This is a genomic window from Buttiauxella noackiae, assembly GCF_000737905.1.
GTDB classification, from domain to species: domain Bacteria; phylum Pseudomonadota; class Gammaproteobacteria; order Enterobacterales; family Enterobacteriaceae; genus Buttiauxella; species Buttiauxella noackiae.
The window spans coordinates 617,372-640,861 of the sequence record NZ_JPRU01000002.1 but is presented as its reverse complement, the minus strand read 5'-3'; the positions used below and the strand labels follow the sequence as shown (position 1 = coordinate 640,861).

General features: G+C 48.8%; 24 protein-coding genes. 14 read left to right on the top strand and 10 right to left on the bottom strand.

Translation table 11 applies throughout. From position 1 onward, the window contains the following. Positions 1 to 51: 51 nt before the first annotated feature. Genes fliI through fliF form a run of 4 tightly spaced genes read right to left on the bottom strand, consistent with a single transcriptional unit; the run spans position 52 to position 4,778 of the window. Positions 52 to 1,410, bottom strand: coding sequence for a flagellar protein export ATPase FliI (gene fliI, locus IX31_RS11400; RefSeq protein WP_034458211.1), 1,359 nt, complete (start codon positions 1,408 to 1,410; stop codon positions 52 to 54). Beyond that, entirely contained in the window at positions 1,410 to 2,111 is a 702-nt protein-coding gene (gene fliH / locus IX31_RS11395; RefSeq protein WP_034458209.1) for a flagellar assembly protein FliH, read from the bottom strand. Before fliH ends, fliI begins: the two co-directional genes overlap by 1 nt. Beyond that, on the bottom strand, positions 2,104 to 3,096 hold the full coding sequence (gene fliG, locus IX31_RS11390) for a flagellar motor switch protein FliG (RefSeq protein WP_034458207.1): 993 nt from the start codon (positions 3,094 to 3,096) through the stop codon (positions 2,104 to 2,106). The genes fliH and fliG overlap by 8 nt, the downstream gene beginning before the upstream one ends. Next, positions 3,093 to 4,778, bottom strand: a complete 1,686-nt coding sequence (fliF, locus tag IX31_RS11385; RefSeq protein ID WP_034458205.1) for a flagellar basal-body MS-ring/collar protein FliF — start codon at positions 4,776 to 4,778, stop codon at positions 3,093 to 3,095. The genes fliG and fliF overlap by 4 nt, the downstream gene beginning before the upstream one ends. Positions 4,779 to 4,996: 218 nt before the next feature. On the opposite strand from fliF, the gene fliE reads away from it, so the two are divergent. Next, complete coding sequence (gene fliE, locus IX31_RS11380) at positions 4,997 to 5,308, top strand: flagellar hook-basal body complex protein FliE (protein WP_034458203.1); 312 nt, start codon at positions 4,997 to 4,999, stop codon at positions 5,306 to 5,308. A gap of 539 nt (positions 5,309 to 5,847) precedes the next feature. Here fliE and IX31_RS11375 read toward each other — a convergent pair. Beyond that, positions 5,848 to 6,360: an LbetaH domain-containing protein gene (locus IX31_RS11375; protein WP_051880679.1), complete on the bottom strand. Its 513-nt coding sequence runs from the start codon at positions 6,358 to 6,360 to the stop codon at positions 5,848 to 5,850. Between the two features lie 207 nt (positions 6,361 to 6,567). On the opposite strand from IX31_RS11375, the gene IX31_RS11370 reads away from it, so the two are divergent. Next, the gene (locus IX31_RS11370) at positions 6,568 to 7,188 is read left to right on the top strand and encodes a LysE family translocator (protein ID WP_034458201.1); all 621 of its coding nucleotides are present in this window, start codon (positions 6,568 to 6,570) and stop codon (positions 7,186 to 7,188) included. Between the two features lie 94 nt (positions 7,189 to 7,282). Beyond that, positions 7,283 to 7,696 carry a lipoprotein YedD gene (yedD, locus tag IX31_RS11365; protein ID WP_034458199.1) on the top strand — a complete coding sequence of 138 codons (414 nt, stop codon included), beginning with the start codon at positions 7,283 to 7,285 and terminating at the stop codon, positions 7,694 to 7,696. A 45-nt stretch (positions 7,697 to 7,741) separates the two neighbouring features. Here yedD and amyA read toward each other — a convergent pair whose 3' ends face one another. The 4 genes from amyA to fliD all read right to left on the bottom strand — a co-directional run bounded on the left by amyA (position 7,742) and on the right by fliD (position 11,502). Beyond that, a complete protein-coding gene (gene amyA / locus IX31_RS11360; protein ID WP_034458197.1) occupies positions 7,742 to 9,229 on the bottom strand; it encodes an alpha-amylase in 1,488 nt (495 codons plus the stop codon). 87 nt (positions 9,230 to 9,316) lie between these two features. Further along, the gene (gene fliT, locus IX31_RS11355) at positions 9,317 to 9,679 is read right to left on the bottom strand and encodes a flagella biosynthesis regulatory protein FliT (protein WP_034458196.1); all 363 of its coding nucleotides are present in this window, start codon (positions 9,677 to 9,679) and stop codon (positions 9,317 to 9,319) included. Then, positions 9,679 to 10,086 (bottom strand): flagellar export chaperone FliS, encoded by a 408-nt coding sequence (gene fliS / locus IX31_RS11350; RefSeq protein WP_034458194.1) that lies wholly within the window; start codon positions 10,084 to 10,086, stop codon positions 9,679 to 9,681. The genes fliT and fliS overlap by 1 nt, the downstream gene beginning before the upstream one ends. Before the next feature lie 15 nt (positions 10,087 to 10,101). Continuing rightward, on the bottom strand, positions 10,102 to 11,502 hold the full coding sequence (gene fliD / locus IX31_RS11345) for a flagellar filament capping protein FliD (protein WP_034458191.1): 1,401 nt from the start codon (positions 11,500 to 11,502) through the stop codon (positions 10,102 to 10,104). A gap of 246 nt (positions 11,503 to 11,748) precedes the next feature. On the opposite strand from fliD, the gene IX31_RS11340 reads away from it, so the two are divergent. The 8 genes from IX31_RS11340 (at position 11,749) to sdiA (ending at position 19,520) form a co-directional block, all read left to right on the top strand. Continuing rightward, entirely contained in the window at positions 11,749 to 13,419 is a 1,671-nt protein-coding gene (locus IX31_RS11340; RefSeq protein WP_034458189.1) for a FliC/FljB family flagellin, read from the top strand. 165 nt (positions 13,420 to 13,584) lie between these two features. After that, positions 13,585 to 14,304: an RNA polymerase sigma factor FliA gene (locus tag IX31_RS11335; RefSeq protein WP_034458187.1), complete on the top strand. Its 720-nt coding sequence runs from the start codon at positions 13,585 to 13,587 to the stop codon at positions 14,302 to 14,304. Between the two features lie 148 nt (positions 14,305 to 14,452). Beyond that, entirely contained in the window at positions 14,453 to 15,007 is a 555-nt protein-coding gene (gene fliZ / locus IX31_RS11330) for a flagella biosynthesis regulatory protein FliZ (RefSeq protein ID WP_034458185.1), read from the top strand. 160 nt (positions 15,008 to 15,167) lie between these two features. Beyond that, positions 15,168 to 15,968 carry a cystine ABC transporter substrate-binding protein gene (gene tcyJ / locus IX31_RS11325; RefSeq protein ID WP_034458183.1) on the top strand — a complete coding sequence of 267 codons (801 nt, stop codon included), beginning with the start codon at positions 15,168 to 15,170 and terminating at the stop codon, positions 15,966 to 15,968. A gap of 131 nt (positions 15,969 to 16,099) precedes the next feature. Beyond that, positions 16,100 to 17,086 carry a D-cysteine desulfhydrase gene (gene dcyD / locus IX31_RS11320; RefSeq protein WP_034458181.1) on the top strand — a complete coding sequence of 329 codons (987 nt, stop codon included), beginning with the start codon at positions 16,100 to 16,102 and terminating at the stop codon, positions 17,084 to 17,086. A gap of 86 nt (positions 17,087 to 17,172) precedes the next feature. Further along, complete coding sequence (gene tcyL, locus IX31_RS11315; protein ID WP_034458179.1) at positions 17,173 to 17,841, top strand: cystine ABC transporter permease; 669 nt, start codon at positions 17,173 to 17,175, stop codon at positions 17,839 to 17,841. Then, positions 17,838 to 18,590 (top strand): L-cystine ABC transporter ATP-binding protein TcyN, encoded by a 753-nt coding sequence (gene tcyN / locus IX31_RS11310; protein ID WP_034458177.1) that lies wholly within the window; start codon positions 17,838 to 17,840, stop codon positions 18,588 to 18,590. Before tcyL ends, tcyN begins: the two co-directional genes overlap by 4 nt. A gap of 207 nt (positions 18,591 to 18,797) precedes the next feature. Next, complete coding sequence (gene sdiA / locus IX31_RS11305) at positions 18,798 to 19,520, top strand: quorum-sensing transcriptional regulator SdiA (protein WP_034458175.1); 723 nt, start codon at positions 18,798 to 18,800, stop codon at positions 19,518 to 19,520. A gap of 73 nt (positions 19,521 to 19,593) precedes the next feature. Here sdiA and IX31_RS11300 read toward each other — a convergent pair whose 3' ends face one another. Next, entirely contained in the window at positions 19,594 to 19,818 is a 225-nt protein-coding gene (locus IX31_RS11300) for a DUF2594 family protein (RefSeq protein ID WP_034458173.1), read from the bottom strand. Positions 19,819 to 20,239: 421 nt separating this feature from the next. Here IX31_RS11300 and uvrY point away from each other — a divergent pair, with 421 nt between their 5' ends. From uvrY to pgsA, 3 genes are read left to right on the top strand one after another with little or no spacing between them, the layout of a single operon-like run. Then, positions 20,240 to 20,899 carry a UvrY/SirA/GacA family response regulator transcription factor gene (uvrY, locus tag IX31_RS11295; RefSeq protein ID WP_034458171.1) on the top strand — a complete coding sequence of 220 codons (660 nt, stop codon included), beginning with the start codon at positions 20,240 to 20,242 and terminating at the stop codon, positions 20,897 to 20,899. Beyond that, positions 20,892 to 22,724, top strand: a complete 1,833-nt coding sequence (gene uvrC / locus IX31_RS11290) for an excinuclease ABC subunit UvrC (RefSeq protein WP_034458169.1) — start codon at positions 20,892 to 20,894, stop codon at positions 22,722 to 22,724. The genes uvrY and uvrC overlap by 8 nt, the downstream gene beginning before the upstream one ends. Positions 22,725 to 22,781: 57 nt before the next feature. Further along, positions 22,782 to 23,339 (top strand): CDP-diacylglycerol--glycerol-3-phosphate 3-phosphatidyltransferase, encoded by a 558-nt coding sequence (pgsA, locus tag IX31_RS11285; RefSeq protein ID WP_034458167.1) that lies wholly within the window; start codon positions 22,782 to 22,784, stop codon positions 23,337 to 23,339. The last annotated feature ends 151 nt before the right edge of the window (positions 23,340 to 23,490 follow it).

The following is a 23,490-nucleotide window of genomic DNA, read 5'->3' as shown; positions in this document are numbered from 1 at the left end:
GTCAAGCTTGTGTCGGATAAAGCTGACGCTTATCCGACCTACGATGGGTTATCAAACCGTTGGAAAAATAATCTCCAGTGACTGGCAAGCTTCTTCCCAGCCGCTGCGCTCAAAAATCCCTTGTTGTAAAAAGGCTTCCAGTTGTGGCCACAGCAAAATTGCTTTATCGAGCTGCGGATCACTGCCTTTGGCATATGCACCAACGCTCACCAAATCGCGGTTGCGCTGGAAGCTGGATAACAGTTGTTTGAAATGGCGTACGCGTGCGTAGTGCTGATCGGTAATTAACGACGTCATGGCACGGCTGATAGACGCTTCAATATCGATTGCCGGGTAATGACCGCCTTCCGCCAGACGGCGCGATAAAACAATGTGGCCATCAAGAATGGCGCGCGCGGAATCGGCAATCGGATCTTGTTGATCGTCACCCTCGGTCAAAACGGTATAAAACGCGGTAATAGAGCCACCGCCAGAAATACCGTTACCCGCACGCTCAACCAGCGCAGGCAGCTTTGCGAACACCGAAGGTGGATAACCTTTGGTTGCTGGTGGCTCGCCAATCGCCAGTGCAATTTCACGCTGCGCCATCGCATAACGGGTGAGGGAGTCCATAATCAACAACACATGCTGGCCACGGTCGCGGAAATCTTCGGCGATACGCGTGGCATAAGCGGCACCCTGCATACGCAGCAGTGGCGAAACATCCGCAGGAGCAGCAATAACCACTGAGCGGGCGCGTCCTTCCGGGCCAAGAATGTTTTCAATAAAGTCTTTAACTTCACGCCCACGTTCGCCGATTAACCCCACGACAATCACATCGGCCTGGGTATAACGCGCCATCATGCCAAGCAGCACACTTTTACCCACGCCAGAACCGGCAAACAGACCCATACGCTGGCCGCGACCCACGGTTAGCAGCGCGTTGATAGGGCGCACGCCAACATCAAGCACGTGTTCGATAGGGGTTCGTTGTAAAGGGTTGAACGGGGCGGCCCCCAATGCACCAAGCGTGGTTGTTTCCGGTGCCGGAAGGCTGTCGAGTGGGCGACCACTGCCATCAAGAACACGGCCCAGAAGTGCCGGGCCGAGGGGCAGTTGTTTGCCACTATGCAGGCCACCTTCGCTGGTGGCGCGAGCATAAACACGCGCACCGGGCAGAATGCCTTCTACTTCCTCAAGCGGCATCAGGAACAGTCTTTGGCCGTTAAAACCGACGACCTCACACTCGATATCTCTGGAGTGCTGCTCGATGATGCAGGTCGCGCCAAGCGGTAATTGCAGGCCAGTGGCTTCCAGTACCAGACCGGTTGCGCGAGTCAAACGACCATAACGACGCACGGTCGGCAGTTGAGACATTTTTGCCTCAAAAGAATCGAGCGAGTTGAGCCAGCGAGTCAGACGCGCAGTCATCACAACACTCCAGGGGCTGCAAGTCGGCAGAGTTCTTGCCAACGCGTTGCAACACTGGCATCAAGGTCGCCTTCATCAGCGGAGACTTTGCAACCGCCCTGATGAAGACCTGGATCACCCCGTAAGCGCCAGCCATGTAGGCTGAGTGTGGCCCCCAGCATCTCTTCAACGCGGGTTAAATCGTCGGGGTGAACGCGCAACTGCGGTTTACCGCTAAACAGTGGCTCTTGCTGCAATAGCGACTGAATCTGCTTAATCAACGCATTGTTATCAATGCCTTTGGTTTCGCCGATAACCTGGCGAGCCGCTTCCAGTGCCATCTGCATCAAACGTGAAGCGATAACGCTGTCGAGCGCGTCAAGTGTGTACTGGAACTCGCTAACCAGTTGCTGCATTCGCGCATGTACAGGGGCTTGTTGCTGCTTAGCCTCAGCAAGACCTTGCTCCAGCCCTTGCTGAAAACCCGTTTTACGGCCTTCTTCCATGCCCATTTTTTGGCCTTCGGCATAGCCGAGTTGATGGCCTTGTTCATGAGCCTGCATCTGCATTTGAGCAAGTTGTTGCTGTAAATCAGGCACGCTTTCCTGAACCTGTTCAGGCTCATCGCCATCAGATTGCGACTGGAACATCGGCTCGAAGGCTTGCGAAGGTGGAGCCAGGTCGTCTGGTGTCCAGATTTTCCATGACAGCGAGTTAGACATAGGTATCCTCGCTGGTGCCAATCACCATCTCGCCGGTTTCTGCCAGGCGACGAACAATAAGCAGAATGGCTTTCTGTTCGTTTTCCACCTGCGAGAGACGTACCGGGCCACGGTTTGCGAGGTCGTCGCGCAGAATATCTGCCGCACGTTGCGACATGTTGCGCAGGAATTTCTCGCGCAGCGGTTGCTCGGCACCTTTGAGCGCGACAAGCAGCGATTCGGACTCTACTTCCTGCAACAGGCGCTGGATGCTGCGATCGTCCACTTCGACCAGGTTTTCGAAGAGGAACATTTCGTCGATGATTTTCTGTGCCAGCTCTCCGTCGAAGTCGCGTACAGCGGAGATAACCGCTTCTTCCTGCTGAGTTTTCATCAGGTTGATAATTTCTGCTGCCGTTCTCACGCCGCCCATTTTGCTGCGTTTAAGGTTCTGGCCATCGAGCAGGTTGTTAAGCACTTCGGTCAGCTCTGCCAGCGCCGCTGGTTGTACACCGCCGAAGGTAGCGATACGCAGCATCACATCGTGGCGTAGACGTTCGTCGAACAGCGCCAGAATATCGGCAGCCTGGGCACGTTTGAGGTGAACCAGAATCGTGGCGATGATCTGTGGGTGCTCGTCGCGGATAAGGTCGGCGGCACTCTGCGGTTCCATAAAGTTGAGCGTTTCCATGCCTGAGGTGGTTTCGCGCGTTTCCAGAATATCCTCCAGCAGGCTGGAAGCACGCTCTTCACCCAACGCTTTGATCAGCACAGAACGCAGGTAGTCGTTGGCGTTTATCGACAGCGCTGCGTATTGCTCAGCTTCTTGCTCGAACTCAGCTAACACTTCGGTTAGCTGTTTGTTAGAAATCTGGCGAATGCTGGCCATGGCCGAACTAAGATGCTGGACTTCACGCGGGCTAAGGTGTTTGAACACCTCCGCCGCACGGTCTTCACCAATGGTCATCAACAGAATGGCGCTCTTCTCTGTTCCGCTAATACTCATAGTTCGTTACTCATCCATTGGCGTATAACCAGCGCAACGACGCGCGGATCGTTATCAGACATCTCGCGAATACGTTGGCTCATGACCTCAGCACTGAGGCGCTGATTCGCTTTACGTTGCTGCTGCTGTTCGTCTTTCGTCAGACGCACAGAAACTGCATCCTCCTCTTCGGCACGCTGGCGCTGTGCTTCCACCTGTGTTTGTTGCACCTCAACCTTACGTTGAATAAGTGGGCGCACCAGTTTGCACCACAACAACCAGGCAACAATCAGAACGACCAACCAACGGCCTGCGGACATCAGCATTTCGAAGAAGGCTTGTTGCTTCCAGAACGGCAGCTCAAGGCTGGTTTCTTCTGTTGCACTAAATGGTGAGTTCACTACGTTGAGCGTATCGCCACGTGTGTCGGAATAGCCCATCGCTTCACGCGTCAGGTTCTCAATTTGCTTCATCTGCTCAGCGGTTAACGGCAACGGTTTGCCATCGGTTAGCTGGCGATAATTCACGACGACTGCGACAGACAGGCGCTGAATATCACCGGTGTTCAGTTTGGTATGCAAAATAGTGCGGTCAACTTCGTAGTTAGTCGTTTCGTCGCGCTGAGTATTGCTTGAGCCGGTTGGGGTAGAACCACCCATCGACGTCGTTTGATTTTGTTGAGGTGCATTTGCCGCATTGTTTTGTGGCGCAGTAGCAATAGGGGCATTGTTCGGCGGCGCCGGTTGGTTTGAAAGAGCACCCGGGACACCACCTGGGTTACGGCCATTAACCTGCTCACTTTGGTTTAGCTGGCGTGAACGCACGGCGGCCTGAGAAGGATCGCTGTTCGGGCGATATTGCTCTTCGGTTTTTTCTTTATTGGCAAAATCTATCTGGGCTGTGACCTGAGCATGGACATTCCCGCTACCCACGATAGGTGCAAGGATTGATTCGATACGGCGCTGGAAGCGGCTTTCAACATCCATCGCATATTTCAACTGGGCATCGTTTAAATCGCGGCCTGCGGTATTGGACTGCGTGAGCAGATGCCCACCTTGATCAACAAGCGTTACATTGCCTGGCGGCAGCCCTGCTACCGCGCTGGAAACCATATGGACCACCGCGCTGATTTGTCCTTCATCTAAAGCGCGGCCTGGTTCGAGGCTGAGCGTTACGGAAGCAGAAGGGGATTTTTGCTCGCGGACAAAAAGAGAGGGTTTTGGCATGGCAAGATGCACACGCGCATTTTTCACCGGGCCAAGTGTTTCGATCGTACGCGCCAGTTCACCTTCCAGCGCACGCTGGTAGTTTATTTGCTCGCTAAATTGGCTAATACCAAATTTTTCCTGGTCCAGCAGCTCAAACCCGACTGCGCCACCTTTAGGCAACCCTTGTTGGGCGAGGCGCAGACGCAGGTCATAGACTTTATCGGCTGGAACTTCAATGGCGCTACCGTTATCGGAGAAGCGGTAAGGCACATTCATTTGGGTGAGTTGCGTGACGATGGCACCACCGTCCTGATCTGCCAGGTTGCTGTAAAGCACTTTGTAATCAGGTGTTTTGGCCCACAGTACCAGCGCGATAATAACGGCGATCGCTGCCGCACCTGCGACCATCAGTGGGATTTTAGGATTCGCGCGAACGCGGGTCAGCCATTCCTGGGGTTTGTTTTGTGACGTTTGTGCCTGGCTCGCTGCGGTCATTGAGCACCTCGCAGCTGAACATAGACATCATTTTTACTATAAAGAGTGAACAAAACGAGCTCCCACAACAAAAGTTCCACGATAGATGGCACCGTCATTATTTTCTTTCTCAAAAGTTTCGATGGCTGAATTAGCTCTATTTATTGACGCTAATTACCGCCTTTGTCCTATTGACAAGGTGGTAATCTTGCCGCGTTAAAAATCACTGGGGCAGAAAAATGGCAATTCAGGGCATTGAAGGCGTTCTCACGCAGTTGCATGCGACCGCGCTGTCGGCGGGAAATCCGGTTCAAAATAACGAGCCTAAAGTAAGTTTTGCCGGTGAGTTGCAGGCAGCTCTTGGTCGAATCAGCGAAACACAAACCGCTGCGCGTAACCAGGCTGAAAAATTTGCTCTGGGAACACCTGGTGTTGCACTAAATGATGTGATGGTCGATCTGCAAAAATCGTCAGTTTCGTTACAGATGGGGATTCAGGTACGTAACAAGATGGTGTCGGCCTACCAGGAAGTAATGAACATGCAGGTGTAGTTGCTTGATCTATTTGATATATAAAATATAAAAACATAGTTCTATCACTAAAAAACGACAAGCGTGTGTCAATAAACCACGCTCTATGTAGAAGTGTTGCTGCGAAAAGTTTGTGGTTTTGTTAATTTTTATCTTTACTCACCCACGATAATCTTAATTTTTTTGTCATTAATTTCTTAAAAATTACTCAAATGTAATAAATAGCTTGCTGCTTCTTAGTTCCATTTACATAATCCGCAATAGTTTATAGGGGGTATAGTGGCAACTGTTTATTATTTTATGCTTCTGGCGTCAGGTTATACGAGTAATGTGTCATGGAACGTGACTCCCATGCCGAGCATGGAGGTGTGCGAACTCACCTTAAAAGAGGTGATGAAGGGAATTTCTGATAGAAGTTACGGTACTGTCCAGGCCCCATCTGCAGGAAAATGTATAGAAGTTCAGAAGTAACCAGGATTATTCCAAAGGCTGACACTTGTCGGCCTTTTCTATTTAACCTGCCATCAATTATTCGTTTTACTGGGTATTGCCCTGTTTAGTTAAACCGTTAACGTTTCAGACTTTTCTATAATAACCATTTTATTGCTGGAAATGACCGTGCTATTCGACGGGACACTTTTTAAAACCAGTGTGCCTACGCCAATAGTCACGTTGTCGCCAATTTCTATATCGTCGCCAATGATGCAGGAATGGGCGCCCATATTGACGTTGTTCCCCACTTTAAATTTGATGTCGACACCATTTTTATTGCTACCAAGGGTGCAAAACTGCCTGATGGTAAATCCTTCCCCAATCACACAACTTCTGTTGATAATCATGGAGTTGCCATGCCAGATTTTAAAACCTTTGCCAATTTTTAAATGGTAAGAGAGCTCAACCCCAAACAGACCTTCATTAATAACCCTGTTGAGTATCACAAACATCAGCGAAAGCGGGTAAAGCGCTTTTGTTTTGGCGTGAATAGTGGCCAATCGGAAAATTAAAATAATGAGTTTGGATTTGGCTGTGTTGATTTTTAAGTCATATTTTAATGTGGAAAAGAAATCACGCATGGCGATATTCCATTGAAGATTTATAAGAATAATCTTAATTCATAATCTGCAACTCGCCATTGAGTCTGGTAAAAGATTTGCTCTGGCGGGGGAGTACACCAGAGCGGCGAAGGCGAGAATAATCATAAAAAGTCGCTATGAGTTGAATAGGTTTCAATTGTGCGAGTGTTAACTTTTCAGTAACATCCGCTCTTTCGGAGATAGAAAATGTCTGTCGCGGATTCACTTCTTGCTTTCTCTATTGCTGCACTTCTCTTAACGCTGACTCCTGGTCTTGATACCGCACTCATCCTGCGGACGGCTACCGTCGAAGGCGGTAAAAAGGCTTTTCAGGCTGCACTAGGTATCGATACCGGTTGTTTTATCTGGGGCGCTATAGTTGCTTTTGGCCTGGGGGCGCTACTTGCCGCGTCTGAGCTGGCTTACGATATTCTCAAGTGGTGTGGCGCTGCGTATCTGTTCTGGCTGGGGATACAGCTCCTTCTCAGACCTCGCCAAACATTTGATACCAATCAGCGTGAAAGACCTTCCTCAAGTAATTGGTTTTTAAGAGGGATGCTCGGAAACGTATTAAACCCTAAGATCGGTATATTCTACGTTTCATTCTTGCCTCAATTTATACCTGCAGGGCATTCACCTATCATCTGGACATTCTTGTTGGTCTCTATTCATGTTGTTTTAGGCACGCTTTGGTCATTAACATTAATTATGGCAACGCGTTATGCCTCAGACCTGCTTAAGATCCCCGCTATCGTGAAATGGATGGACCGTGCCACTGGCGGCGTGTTTATGCTGTTTGCGACAAAACTGGCGTTGAGTAGCCGATAATCATCACGCGCTGTTTTTCGGTAAGTCGCTGAAACACTGGCGGGCCAAGTGCTTTAATGCGAAAATTATTTTTTCTCCGCAGTCGGGATAGATGATGAAGAAGATTGCATTATTGACAGTGTTGCTGGCGTTGAGCGGCTGTGTGCAGGTTGATAATTACCGCGAAGTGGTTAAAACCCCAGCGCCTGCAGGACTTGCTGGTTACTGGCAGTCGCAAGGCCCGCAAAGTGAGATGGTAAGCCCGGAAGCGATCGCGACTCTTGTGGTCACGCCGGAAGGGGATACGCTGGATTGCCGCCAGTGGCAGCGCGTGCTTGCTCTGCCGGGTAAACTGACAGTGCGTTCAGATGACTGGTATAACGTGACGAACAAACGCGATGTTTATAGCGTTGAGCGTGAAGGCGATACGCTGGAATATGCCGGTATGACGCTGAAACGTGTTGATCGTCCGACTCAAGAATGCGCTGATTATTTGCAGAAGAACCCGCTCGATAGCAAATTACCGTAAGTGATGATTCCCTCTCCTTGAAAGGAGAGGGAAGTTTAAGCCAATCTATAACACCTCTTCCAGTACCCACACGCTGACGCTTCCGCCATTGCAGGAAAAGGTCGCATTACCTTTTTCATCGGTGGTGACGGTTTCTTCACGGTTACCCAGATAGTCCCGCCAGTTTTTGCCGCCATAATTATCGCCAAGCGTGATGTTTTTCTCACCTTCATCGCCATTTGATAACACCACAACGCAGCCGGGATTTTCATCGGTGCCGCTGCGGCTAAAGGCAATGCAATTCGGGTGATCAAACCAGAGCGTTTGCACACCGTGGGCGAAGCGCTCACGGGCATGAATTAAATCATCGAGCTGCTCAATTATCGGCATGTCGATATGGTAAGTTTCGCCATCGCCACCCTCATCGTCATAACTTGCCCCAAATAAATCGGGATAAAACACACTTGGCACACCGTTTTCGCGCAGCAAAATCAGCGCATAAGCTAATGGTTTAAACCAGGGCTCAACAGGTGCTTCAAGTGATTGCAACGGTTGCGTATCGTGATTGGCAACGAGTGTTACCGCGTGGAAGGGGTCAGCTTCAACCAGCGTGCCGGTAAAAATCTGGCTCATGTCGTAATCACGACCTTGTTTTGACGCCTGGTGGAATTTCATTTGCAGCGGCGCATCAAACAGCATCGTTTTGCCATCAACCTGCGCGATATATTCCTGAAGTTTATCAACCTCATGTGACCAGTATTCAGCAACAATAAACAGCGGTTGTTCAGCCACTTCCTGAACATGCTCAATCCACTCTTTGTAGAACCAGGCCGGAATGTGTTTGACCGCATCGAGGCGGAAGCCGTTACAACCGGTTTCTTCCATGACCCAGCGCGCCCAGTATTTCAACTCTTCTGTGACGGCGTGATTGCGAAAGTCGATATTCTCGCCCATTAAATAGTCGAAATTACCCAACTCATCATCAACCTGGTCGTTCCAGCCTTCGCCGGTGTAATCGTTAACTATCTTGAAAATACCGTCTTCATTCGGGTTTTCGATGTGGTCAACGCCACTAAAGCATTTGTAATCCCAGATAAATTGCGAGTATTGACCGGCGCGGGCAGGGAAGGTGTAACGCGTCCAGGCTTCGCATTCGATAACTTCATCGTCTATCTCATTACGGTTTTCTTCGTTAACGCGATTAACACGAATCTGCTCTTTTTCATCAGCGCCCATTTTGTGGTTCACCACCACATCAAGCAGAACAGCAATATCGTTTTCTTTGAGCGCTTTTATTGCTGCCAGTAATTGCGCTTTATCGCCGTATTTGGTCGCCACCGATCCTTTTTGGTCAAATTCGCCGAGATCAAAAAGATCGTAACAGTCATAACCCACCGAGTAGCCGCCGGAACTGCCCTTATAAGCCGGAGGCAGCCAGACCATATTGACGCCGATATCATTGAGCGTTGCCGCGCGTTCGGCGACTTCTGCCCACAACTGACCCCCACCGGGGTAATACCAATGGAAAAATTGCAATAAGGTTGGGTTTTTCATCGAGTCCACGCTCCAGGAGTCATTTAGCTGACCTCTGGAGTATGGAAGATTTTTGAACTTATGAGGGAATGACTGAACGAATGAAAATTATTGTGGTGCATCAGGCACCAGTAACTGGCCTGATAACCTTCCATACGTGTGGTTAAGCGTTTGCTGGCGTGATGACTGGCCGATTAACGCACTAAGTTCGTCCAGGCGCTGCTGTAAAAGATTTTTAAGCGCCTGCTCGTTAGCCAGAATTTGCTCAAGATTTTGCTGCAACATATCCTGCACGCTTTTCGCCGTCCCCGGTGGAATCGGATTGGCATTGAGCGTTTCAATGCCTTGCAGGTACGCGACTTCTTGTTCCAGCAATAGATCCCACTCGCCACGCTGTGCCAGTTCCAGCAACGACTGGCTTAACAGCACAACGTTCTGCCAGCGGCTGATCAATTCTACATACGGCGACATTAGGCAGGCTCCCGCGCAGCATTCAGAGGTGAGATCTGTTTCCAGGCATCGGCAATATTGGTGAGCAGCCCTTCAACTTCTTCTATTACTTCAACATCATTTCGCAGATTGGCCAGCATCAGGCGGCGAATCATATAGTCATACAGAGACGATAAATTCGCTGCGATTTCGCCACCTTTTTCATTATCTAACCCTGCTTTCAAGCCGTTATCGATAATATTGATAGCCTTGCTTAGTGCTTCCCCTTTCGCGGCCAGCTCTCCTTGCTGCATAAACAAGCGAGCTCTGACCAGGGCGCTTAATGCTCCATCAAAAAGCAAAACAATCAATTGATGAGGACTCGCGCTCATGACGGCGCTTTCCACACCAATCTGAGCATATGCTTGTGTACCCCGCGCGCTGTACATAATTACCCCTTGTTATCAGGAACTACTGGATGAGAATTGTTGAGTCAGATACGTACTGGTGTTGTTCAGCTTGCTCATCATGGTATCGAGCTGCGTAAACTGAGCTTTGTATCGGGCGATGGTGTCGTCGATGCTGGAACTAACGGCAAGATACTGTTTGGTGAGGCTTTTTAGCGTGGCGTTGATACTGGTGGTGGCGCTGTCGATAATGCCATCGGTTGCCAGATAGTCTTTCACCAGATTGGCAGTAGTAGTAGTGATGCCAGTGGTTTTGCCGTCGCCGACGAGAAGATTTTGGGTGTCTACTGAGTTAGTTGTAAGAGCTTTGGTTAATTTATCATCATCGATCTTTAACTTGCCTGTAGTTGGGTCTTGAGCAATGCCGATTTGGGAAAGGGTACTGAATTTAGAGCCGGTATCGCCAGTTGTGAATTGACCACGAATACCCGTCTGAATGGTACGTACCACGCTGTCGCCAAGCAGTACACCGTTGCCCGTGCTTTGGTCTGCACCAGCTTCCACCGCGCTGTACTTGGTCAGAGAACTAAAGGTGTCCAGCATGGAGTTATAGGCATCAACCCACCCTTTGATGGCGGCGGTTGCTTTATCATTGCTTTTAGTGACGGTAACCGTTGCGTTAGTCACTTCTTTATTCAGCGTTAACGTGACACCTTCGGGAGTATCTTTAACGGTGTTACTACCGCTTTCTACTTCGATATTGTTGATGGTTAATAGGGCATTTTGAGGAGCAATAGTTTGAGTTAACTGGCCCGTTTTAGTCTTTGAATCATAACCCAGCAGATCGTTGAGTTCACTGTCGCCTGTGACGCTAATTGTCATGGCTTTATCTTCACCTGTTTCGGCTGAAGAGATAACTAACTGGAATTCACCACTTTTATTCTTAATGACGCTTGCAGAAACACCACCATCGGCGGCGTTAATTGCATCACGAATACCATTCAGTGACGTTTGATCATCGCTGAGTTTGATTTCCAGCGGCTCTTTACGGCCTGTCTGGTTAATGATTAGCGTGCGGTCGGTAGATGAAACAGTGCTCTGCTTGTCAGTTGCACTAGCAATTCCGCCAGTTGCCAGAGACTGTGCCTGCGCCAGTTGAGTCACACTGATGGTGTATTTACCTGCTGCGGCTCCCGCACCGGTGCTTACAACTAAATCTGTATTGCTGCTGGTGGCGGTGCTGCTTTTAAAAAGGGTAGCGTCATTAAGTGCGGTATTCGCAGTCTGGAATTTTTCGATCGCGCTTTTGAGTGTGCCATAGGCCGTCAATTTTGAGCTATAGCTGGACTGCTGAGCAGTAATCGGTGTTAATCGGCCTTTTTCTGCGACAGTAAGGTTATCTAACAGTGTATTCAACGGCAGATTGGAGCCGATGCCTAATGAAGAAACGCTAGCCATTAATTAATCCCTTTTTTTATTACTAACAATTATTCACGTTGATATCGGCACTTTAGCGGCAAAGTTTAATGATATTTGTCGGTATTTAATGGCGGGAATAATGAAGTCGTTGCGGGTTATTTCGGCGGCTAGAGAAAAAGTGAAATTATTCTAAAGTTCGAAATTAGTGTGCCGATACATGGGTAGACGGTGAGAAACCGTGGGCAACAGCCCAACCACAAAATGTGAATTGATAAGGATAAAATCATGGCACAAGTTATCAACACTAACAGCCTGTCGCTGTTGACCCAAAACAACCTGAACAAATCTCAGTCTTCTCTGGGCACTGCTATTGAGCGTCTGTCTTCTGGTCTGCGTATTAACAGCGCCAAAGACGATGCAGCGGGCCAGGCAATTGCTAACCGCTTTACTGCAAACATCAAAGGTCTGACTCAGGCTTCTCGTAACGCCAACGACGGTATTTCTATCGCTCAAACTACTGAAGGCGCACTGTCTGAAATCAACAACAACTTGCAGCGTGTGCGTGAGCTGTCTGTTCAGGCAACTAACGGCACTAACTCTACGTCTGACTTGGATTCCATCCAGAATGAAATCACCCAGCGTTTGAGCGAGATTGACCGTGTATCTGGTCAAACCCAGTTCAACGGTGTGAAAGTTCTGGCTGGCGACAGCTCTATGAAAATTCAGGTTGGTGCGAACGATGGCGAAACCATCACTATCGATCTGAAAGAAATTACTTCCAGCACTCTGGGCCTGAATGGCTTTAATGTGAATGGTAAAGGTGGTGTGGCTAATACCCTGGCTAAAACAACCGACTTGGCGGCAGCAGGCTTCCAAACTGCTGATGCTGGTAAAACATATACTGGTTCAGCTGGTTACGCTGCCGCTACATCAAGTGATGTGCTGGCTGGTATTTCTGGTGGTAAAGCAGTTACTGCTACCATTGATAATGGGCTTCAGTCAACACCAGCAAGCACTACTTATACCTATAACTCAACAAGTAAATCTTATGAGTTTACGGCAAATGGTTTGGATGCTGCGGATGTTGTTAGCTATCTGAATCCAAAGGCTGGAGATGTTACAAAAGCTACAGTAAGCATTGGAGGTAGTACACAAGATGTATTAATTGCCAAAGATGGTTCAATGACAGCAGCTGATGATAACGCAGCACTGTTTATCGACCCAACTGGTAACTTAACCAAAACAAAAGCTGCTGGTACTACTATTAGCGCCTCTCTGTCTGCACTCCAGACAAATGGTGCTGGTACTGCGGTTCCGGCTACAGTCGCAATTACTGGAACAAACACAACACTGACTTTGGCTGGTGGTACTGCAGGCAAAATTGATGTTGCTAACGCTCAACTTAGCCCGGAAACAATGACAAATGCTTTAAAAGGTAAAGCATTTACTACAACAGTTGGTACCGGCTATAACGTTGATACTAATGGCGTTGTCAAGGCTGGTACTACTGCTGGTGCAGGCGCAGCTATCTATAAAAATGATAAAAGCGAATTGGTTGACAGTAATGTAGCTACTTACTACGTTCAGGATGACGGTTCTATTACCAATGGTTCAGGTAAAGCAGCATACAAAGATGCCGATGGCAAAATTAGTGCTAATGCTCAAACCGCTTCGGATAAAACAGCGGATCCACTGAAAGCACTTGACGCAGCCTTGGCTAAAGTCGACGCACTGCGCTCAGACCTGGGTGCGGTACAGAACCGTTTCGACTCTACCATCACTAACCTGGGTAACACCCTGAACAACCTGACCTCTGCTCGTAGCCGTATCGAAGATGCTGACTACGCGACTGAAGTTTCCAACATGTCTCGTGCGCAGATCCTGCAGCAGGCGGGTACTTCTGTTCTGGCACAGGCAAACCAGGTTCCGCAGGGCGTTCTGTCTCTGCTGCGTTAATTCACGCAAACCTGACCCAAACCCCGCGCTTGCGGGGTTTTTTCTTTATGCTTGTTACCCATAACCCCCAAATAACCCCTCATTTCACCCACTATTCTTGCGATTAAAACCCCTCCAGAAACGGATAATCATGCCGATAACTCAACTAACGCAGGGCTGTTTATCGTGAATTCACTGTATACCGCTGAAGGTGTGATGGATAAACACTCGCTGTGGCAGCGTTATGTACCGCTGGTGCGTCACGAAGCATTGCGCCTGCAGGTACGCCTGCCCGCGAGTGTGGAGCTTGACGACCTGCTACAGGCGGGCGGCATCGGGTTGTTAAACGCAGTGGACCGTTATGATGCCCTGCAAGGAACGGCATTTACTACCTACGCGGTGCAGCGCATCCGTGGGGCGATGCTTGATGAGTTGCGCAGCCGTGATTGGGTGCCCCGCAGCGTCAGGCGTAATGCCCGCGGCGTTGCGCAGGCAATTGGTCAACTGGAGCAAGAGCTGGGCCGTAACGCCACCGAAACTGAAGTGGCCGACCGGTTGGATATCCCGCTCAACGAATACCGTCAGATGTTGCTCGACACCAATAACAGCCAACTCTTTTCTTACGATGAGTGGCGTGAAGAGCATGGCGATAGTATTGAACTGATTACTGAAGAGCATCAGCAGGCGAACCCGCTTCAACAACTGTTGGAAGGGAATTTGCGTGAGCGTGTGATGGGCGCAATTGAAGCGTTACCTGAACGTGAAAAGCTGGTGTTGACTCTTTACTACCAGGAAGAGCTGAATCTGAAAGAGATTGGCGCGGTGCTGGAAGTGGGGGAGTCGCGCGTGAGTCAGTTGCACAGCCAGGCGATTAAACGTTTACGCACGAAGCTCGGTAAGTTGTAAATGCCCGTCATACTTCAGGTTTCATCTTTGTTGGCAGCGTTCACGCGCCCGAATAACTTACTGATGTAAGCGTATCGGGACTTGTTCTCTTGCCGCGCGATGCGACTCGAATTAGTTGGGTATCTGGCGAGATAATCGGGATTACATAATGACGGTGCAGCAATTAAAAAAACGGCCATTAAGCCGTTATTTGAAAGACTTTAAACACACACAAACTCATTGTGCGCAGTGCGCAAAATTGCTCGACAGAATTACGCTTACGCGTAAGGGGGAAATTGTCAGCAAAACCGCCATCGCCCAACTTGATACTTTAATAGATGATAATGGCTGGCAGGCTGAACGCCTGTCATGGGCGGCTCTGTGCCGTTTTTGCGGTGATTTGTACTGCAAAGAGCAGCAGCACTATTTCGATATCATTGGCTTTAAAGAATACCTGTTCGAGCAAACGGAGATGAGCCACGGCACCATCCGCGAATATGTGGTGCGCCTGCGTCGTCTGGGGAATCATTTTGCTGAACAAAATATCCCTTCTCCCACTTCAGCTAACGCTTTCTTCGACGATTCCCTGGAAGAGTGGTTACCGCCAACCAGCACCAATAATTACCGTATTGCACTGCGCAAGTACGGGCAGTTCCAGACCCTGAACCAAACTACCCGTGCCCATTTCCAGGAAAATAAATCAACTTCTGATATTTACCCATAAGATCTCAGGATGCAGGAAGGCGGCAAGCGAGAGCAGCCAACACACCTGCAACTTGAAAGATTAGGGTATATATTAAAATGGCATAAGTTGTAACGTAGTGGTTTTGATTCATTATATTAAGTGGTTACACTACATCAAATTATCGACATTCGGGGTATCTATGAAACTAGCAATGGTGGGGCGTCAGGCGCTGATGGGCGTGCTGGCTGTGGCAATGGTAGCTGGCGCGAGTGTGCAGACGTTTGCGGCGGAAAACTTACTCAATAAAGTCAAAGAACGCGGCACGTTGCTGGTTGGTCTGGAAGGAACCTACCCTCCGTTTAGCTTCCAGGGTGATGATGGAAAACTGACCGGTTTTGAAGTTGAATTTGCAGAACAACTGGCACAGCACCTGGGCGTAAAAGCCGCGCTTAAGCCGACGAAATGGGACGGCATGCTGGCGTCACTGGACTCCAAACGCATCGATGTGGTGATTAATCAGGTCACAATTTCCGATGTGCGTAAGCAAAAATATGATTTCTCAACGCCATATACTGTTTCCGGTATTCAGGCGCTGGTGAAAAAAGGCAATGAAGGCAGCATTACCGGGCCTGATTCCCTGAAAGGCAAGAAAGTGGGTGTGGGCCTCGGGACAAACTACGAAGAGTGGTTGCGTGCCAATGTACAGGGCGTGGATATCCGCACTTATGATGATGACCCAACTAAATATCAGGATTTACGCGTAGGCCGTATTGATGCCATTCTGGTTGACCGCCTGGCGGCGCTGGATCTGGTGAAGAAAACTAAAGATACCCTGGCTGTAGCGGGTGCTCCATTCTCTCGTCAGGAAGCGGGCGTTGCGGTGCGTAAAGGCAATGAAGACCTGGTTGAAGCGATCAACAAAGGTATCGCTGAAATGCAGAAAGATGGCTCTCTGGCCAAGCTTTCTGAAAAATGGTTTGGTGCTGACGTTACTAAGTAAGTAACCCGATACCTGTAGGGCGGATTAGCGTAAGCGACATCCGCCTTTTTTATTTGTATTTGTCGGCATTTTGCCCGGCTGGTGCATAATGAATAAATCTGGATTTTATTCAAAGTGTAATGGAGTTGCTCATGTCACTGCACAATCTGACGCGCTTTCCGCGTCTGGAGTTTATCGGCGCCCCGACGCCACTCGAATATCTGCCGCGTTTTTCTGACTACCTTGGTCGTGAAATCTACATCAAACGTGACGATACAACACCCATGGCGATGGGGGGCAATAAGCTGCGTAAACTTGAGTTTCTGGCAGCCGATGCGCTACGTGAAGGGGCTGACGTTCTGGTCACCGCAGGGGCGATTCAGTCTAATCACGTTCGCCAAACTGCTGCGGTTGCTGCAAAACTTGGCCTTAAATGTGTCGCGTTGTTGGAAAACCCGATTGGCACGCAGGCAGAAAATTATCTCACCAATGGCAACCGTTTGATGCTCGACTTGTTTGATGTCGAAATCGAAATGTGTGATGCGCTGCATTCGCCTGATCAACAACTTGAAGAAGTTGCTGAGCGCCTTGAAGCACAAGGTTTTCGCCCGTATGTGATTCCGGTAGGGGGCTCTAATGCACTGGGGGCTCTGGGTTATGTGGAAAGTGCGCTGGAAATCGCCCAGCAGTGTGAAGGTGCTGTTAACGTCTCGTCTGTTGTTGTTGCGTCCGGTAGTGCCGGGACTCATGCAGGGCTTGCGGTAGGGCTTGAACAGCTTATGCCAGATGTCGACTTAATCGGTGTCACCGTTTCGCGTTCAATTGCTCAGCAGCTTCCAAAAGTGGAAGCTTTACAGCAGGCTGTGGCGCAATCGCTGAGTGTCAGCGCCAATAAGCCGATTACTCTGTGGGATGATTATTTTGCACCGGGTTATGGCAAGCCTAATGAAGAAGGGCTGGAAGCCATTAAGTTACTGGCGCGTCTTGAAGGGATTTTGCTTGACCCGGTTTACACCGGTAAAGCGATGGCTGGTTTGATTGATGGCGTGGCACAAAAGCGTTTTAAAGACGAAGGGCCGATAATCTTTATTCACACCGGTGGGGCGCCAGCACTGTTCGCTTACCATCCGCATGTTTAAAGAGATTATGTAGCGTGGGTTAGTGTAGCCATATCCGCAACCGTATAGCGCAAGAATAAAAAAGACAGACAGGGTGTAATTTAAGTATGCAAGAAAGTATTCAACTGGTGCTGGACTCGGCACCTTTTCTGCTCAAAGGGGCTGTCTTTACGCTGCAACTCAGCATCGGCGGCATGTTCTTTGGGTTGATTCTCGGTTTTTTACTGGCGCTGATGCGCTTATCACGATTTTGGCCGTTTTCACTGCTCTCGCGTTTCTATGTGTCGATTTTTCGTGGCACGCCGTTAATCGCACAGCTGTTTATGATCTATTACGGTCTGCCGCAGTTTGGCATTGAGCTTGATCCTATTCCGGCTGCAATGATTGGTTTGTCGTTGAATATGGCGGCATATGCATCGGAAACACTGCGTGCTGCAATTTCGTCGATTGATAAAGGGCAGTGGGAAGCGGCGGCAAGTATTGGTATGACGCCGTGGCAAACTTTGCGCCGGGCGATTTTACCGCAGGCCGCGCGTGTGGCATTACCTCCACTGAGCAATAGCTTTATCAGTCTGGTGAAAGACACCTCGCTTGCGGCAACGATTCAGGTTCCTGAGTTGTTTCGCCAGGCTCAGCTTATTACTTCTCGCACGCTTGAGGTGTTTACCATGTATCTCGCGGCTTCCTTGATTTACTGGGTGATGGCAACGGTGCTTTCTTCGTTGCAGAACTACTTTGAAAATCAACTTAATCGCCAGGACAGGGATCCAAAATGAGTGCCATCGACGTAAAACAACTGATCAAGAAGTTCCACGGGCAGACCGTGCTGCATGGCATCGATCTGGAAGTAAAAGCAGGGGAAGTGGTCGCCATTATTGGTCCAAGCGGCTCAGGCAAAACCACGCTATTACGTTGCATTAACTTGTTGGAACAGCCGGAGGCGGGAACCATCAGGGTTGGAGATATCTCCATTGATGCAGCGCTTTCGCTGAGTAAGCAAAAGAATAAAGTGCGTGAGCTGCGCCAACATGTTGGTTTTGTATTCCAAAGTTTCAACCTTTTCCCGCACCGTACGGTTATTGAAAATATCATTGAGGGGCCGGTGATTGTTAAAGGTGAGCCGAAGGAAGAGGCAATAGCACGCGCGCGTGAGCTGCTGGCGAAAGTGGGGTTGAGCGGTAAAGAAACCAGTTACCCGCGCCGTCTTTCAGGTGGCCAGCAGCAGCGTGTGGCGATAGCTCGCGCATTGGCCATGCGCCCGGAAGTCATTCTGTTTGATGAGCCAACCTCAGCACTCGATCCTGAGCTGGTGGGGGAAGTGTTGAGCACAATCCGCCAGTTAGCGCTGGAAAAACGCACCATGGTGATTGTGACTCATGAAATGAGCTTCGCCCGCGATGTTGCTGACCGTGCTATTTTCATGGACCAGGGGCGTATTGTGGAACAGGGGCCGGCTCGTGAATTGTTTGCTAATCCTAAACAGGCGCGTACCCAGCAATTTCTTGAGAAGTTTTTGACGCAATAGCTTGAACGGCTCCAATTGGGGCCGTTATTTATGGTGGATTAACCCTGTAATTAATAAGCGTTATAAATAAAAATATAACTATTGAGTATTGATTCTCAATATTCAGCTGTTGTGGCTGTTAAATCATATAAATAAAGATGACAAATGTGATAGCGTTAGGCATTACATTTGAAAATGAATTCAATGTCAGGAGTTTCGCCAGATATAATGGATGATCGTAACTTTTTTAACTGGCGTCTGGATGCGCTTAATATCTTCCAGTCTGTCACTCAGGCTGATGAAATAACGAAGATTCTGCATCAGCAAACTGAGCTGTTGGAGTTTGACTATTACTCGCTATGTATACGTCACCCGGTGCCATTTACCCGTCCTAAAACCTCTTTAAGATCGTCCTATCCGCAAAGCTGGCTCGATCACTATCATGCGGAGAACTACTTCACGATTGACCCTGTGCTTCGCCCGGAAAATTTCATGCGCGGCCATTTGCCGTGGAATGACGAGCTTTTTAGTGATACCCCACAGTTCTGGGATGCTGCAAGGGATCACGGCCTGCGCCGCGGCATTAGCCAGTGTGTCATGGCACCTAATCGGGCAATGGGTTTTTACTCTGTTTCACGTACTCAGGGAAAAGGGAAAATATTACCCAGCGATGAGCTTCAGTTGCGCCTGCAGTATTTAGGTGAATTGAGCCTGATGACGTTAACGCGTCTCAACGATCCATCTATGGATGCGCTGACATTAAAACTCAGCAAGCGTGAGCGGGAAATATTGCAGTGGACGGGTGAAGGAAAAACATCAGCTGAAATCGCTATTATTTTGTCGATATCAGAAAATACCGTCAATTTTCATCAGAAAAATATGCAGAAGAAATTTAATGCGCCAAATAAAACGCAAATTGCCTGTTATGCGGCAGCGATAGGAATAATTTGAAAGGAGAGTTAATTCGATGACTCTTCAACGAAACGGCTGGAGACATATTCCTCATCCAGCCGCCGTTTAACGATTACTGACGGTAAGCCTGTTTAATTTGCTTAACAGTATTACCAAAGACTTCTGCGTGCGCCGAGTCGTCCATCTGAGCAATTTGCTTTTCCATTTTGATGATAACCTTGCCTGCATCGGCTTGGCCCATGGCTTTCAGCATCTGAGTCAGCATAGCTTTCAGGCAGGTAACTTCAATAGCCAGTTCACTACTGTTGTCTGCGGTGGAAAAATCAGGAGTGCTCATTTGTGTTCCTCGGTCTTGGTTGGTACACCGTTGTTTTGTGTAACGGTTTCGTAAGGCGGCGGAGTATAGCACAATCGTAAACCATTTTATTAGTGCTTACGCTAAACATCCAGGTTGTTATCTGTACAATGCTGTTAAATTGTTTTGATTGTGTTTGTTTACGGTTAAATGTTGGGGTGTGTAAGCATTATTTAATACGTCTGATATTAATGAATTATCGTTTTTTTTAATGTGAAAGGCATTTTTATTATTTAAAGCCATAAATTAATCAAATTGCTTGTGCAGTTTCCACTGTACAATTAAATTTCCAAAAACAGTGGAAACTCTGAAAATCTGTTTTTGCATTTTAAAGTTACCGGAAAACCCGTTAATATAGCGTGATAATTTTTAGTAGCGTAATTCCTTTTCTGGAGAGTCCCCTTTGATCAACGTACTTCTTGTTGATGACCACGAACTGGTGCGCGCAGGGATACGACGCATTCTTGAAGATATCAAAGGGATCAAGATATCAGGTGAAGCAAATTGCGGTGAGGATGCCGTAAAATGGTGCCGTAGCCATCCGGTTGATGTTGTCCTGATGGATATGAACATGCCAGGCATTGGTGGCCTTGAAGCAACACGCAAAATCGCGCGATATTCAACGGATATCAAAGTGATTATGCTGACGATTCACACTGAAAATCCACTGCCGGCGAAAGTCATGCAGGCCGGTGCGGCGGGTTATTTAAGTAAAGGTGCAGCACCGCAGGATGTGGTTAATGCGATTCGCTCAGTAAACGCGGGTCAGCGTTACATCGCATCAGACATCGCCCAGCAGATGGCATTAAGCCAGATCGAACCGGAAAAAACGGACACACCGTTTGCCAGTTTGTCTGAGCGAGAATTACAGATTATGCTGATGATCACCAAAGGCCAGAAGGTCAATGAGATCTCTGAACAGCTTAGTCTAAGCCCGAAAACGGTCAATAGTTACCGTTACCGCATGTTTAGTAAACTGAATATCAGTGGCGATGTTGAGCTGACACACCTGGCCATTCGTCATGGTTTATTTAGTGCGGAGACGTTAATCAGTAGTGAGTGAAATCTTTGACCCACGAGCTTTTCTCAAGACAGTAACCAGCCAACCTGGCGTCTATCGGATGTATGACGCCAGTGAGACGGTTATTTACGTTGGTAAAGCCAAAGATCTGAAAAAACGCCTGTCGAGCTACTTCAGGAGCAATCTTGCCAGCTGTAAAACGGAAGCTCTGGTTGCACTAATCCAGCATATCGACGTGACGGTAACCCATACCGAGACAGAAGCGCTACTGCTTGAGCATAACTACATCAAGCTTTATCAGCCACGCTATAACGTGCTGCTGCGCGATGACAAATCCTATCCTTTCATTTTCCTTAGCGGTGATACACACCCGCGACTTGCTATGCATCGTGGGGCGAAACATGCGAAGGGGGAATATTTCGGGCCATTCCCGAACGGCTACGCAGTACGCGAAACGCTGGCGCTATTACAAAAAATCTTCCCGATTCGTCAGTGCGAAAACAATGTCTATCGCAATCGCTCTCGTCCTTGTTTGCAATATCAGATCGGGCGTTGTCTTGGCCCGTGTGTTGCAGGTTTGGTCAGTGAAGAGGATTACGCCCAGCAGGTGGAATATGTGCGCTTGTTCCTGTCAGGAAAAGACGATCAGGTTCTGAACCAGTTGATCGCCAGAATGGAAGAGGCGAGTAAAAACCTGGAGTTTGAAGCCGCTGCGCGAATCCGTGACCAGATTCAGGCAGTCCGCCGTGTGACTGAGAAACAGTTTGTCTCTAATACCGGTGATGATTTGGATGTGATCGGTGTGTCGTTTGATTCGGGTATGGCGTGTGTGCACGTGCTGTTTATCCGCCAGGGTAAAGTGTTGGGCAGCCGCAGTTACTTCCCGAAAGTACCAAATGGCACGGAACTGTCAGAAGTGGTGGAAACATTTGTTGGCCAGTTCTATTTGCAGGGCAGCCAGATGCGCACCTTACCTTCTGAGATTCTGCTCGATTTCAATTTGCCGGATAAAAATCTGTTGTCAGACTCTCTGACGGAGCTTGCTGGGCGGCGTATCAACGTGCAAACCAAACCGCGAGGGGATCGTGCACGTTACCTTAAACTCGCGCGGACCAATGCGGCCACCGCACTGGTGACACGTCTGGCGCAGCAGTCGACCATCCATCAGCGTCTGGCGGCATTAGCCAATGTGCTGGAATTGCCAGAAATTAAAAGAATGGAGTGTTTTGACATTAGTCACACCATGGGTGAGCAGACAGTGGCTTCCTGTGTGGTCTTTGATGCCAACGGCCCGTTACGTGCGGAATATCGCCGCTACAACATCGAAGGTATTACACCTGGCGATGATTATGCCGCGATGAATCAGGTACTGCGTCGTCGTTACGGTAAAACTATCGACGAAAGTAAAATCCCGGACGTTATCCTGATTGACGGTGGCAAAGGGCAGCTCGGCCAGGCAAAAACCGTCTTCGCAGAACTTGATGTTGAGTGGGATAAAAATCATCCCCTGTTGCTTGGCGTGGCAAAAGGCGTGGACCGCAAAGCCGGGCTTGAGACGTTGTTCTTCGAACCTGAAGGGGAAGGCTTCTCACTACCGCCAGATTCTCCTGCTTTGCATGTTATCCAGCATATCCGTGATGAATCGCACGACCATGCCATTTCCGGGCACCGTAAAAAACGGGCAAAAGTGAAAAATACCAGCGCCCTGGAGACAATCGAAGGCGTTGGGCCAAAGCGTCGCCAGATGTTGTTGAAATATATGGGGGGATTGCAACCATTAAAGAATGCATCCGTAGAAGAAATTGCAAAAGTGCCAGGTATCTCGCAAGCGTTGGCAGAAAAGATCTTCTACTCGTTGAAACATTAAGGGCTCTGTAGCAACATAGAGACAATTTCCACTTACGACAGACAGTTAACCAGCACTATGCAATTTAATATCCCGACATTGCTTACTCTGTTTCGTATCGTCCTTATCCCATTCTTTGTGCTGGCTTTTTATCTGCCGTTCAGTTGGGCACCTTTCCTGTGCGCGTTTATCTTCTGGTTTGCTGCAATTACTGACTGGTTTGATGGCTTTTTGGCGCGTCGCTGGAACCAAAGCACGCGTTTTGGAGCATTCCTTGATCCGGTAGCGGATAAAGTTATGGTCGTCGTTGCGCTGGTGCTGGTGGTGGAACATTATCACTCATGGTGGGTGACACTGCCTGCGGCCACAATGATTGCCCGTGAAATTATTATCTCTGCGTTGCGTGAATGGATGGCTGAAATTGGCAAGCGCAGCAGTGTTGCGGTCTCCTGGATTGGTAAGTCCAAAACCATGGCGCAAATGCTGGCGTTGATCGGTATGCTCTGGCGCCCAAATATGTGGGTTGAGTACGCGGGGATCGGTTTATTCTTCATCGCTGCGGTATTAACTTTCTGGTCAATGTTCCAGTACTTAAAAGCGGCAAGCAAAGATCTTCTCGATAGTTCAGGCAATTAATAACCGTATCAGACACAAGAGATGAGCTCCTGCCGGGCTCATCTCTTAAAAACACCAAACTCCCGCTAGTACCACATTCCGAAAATTACTCCGCCTATACCATAGCAAAATGAGTGACTCTTTTGTGCGGCTCTCCTCACCGAACTCTTAA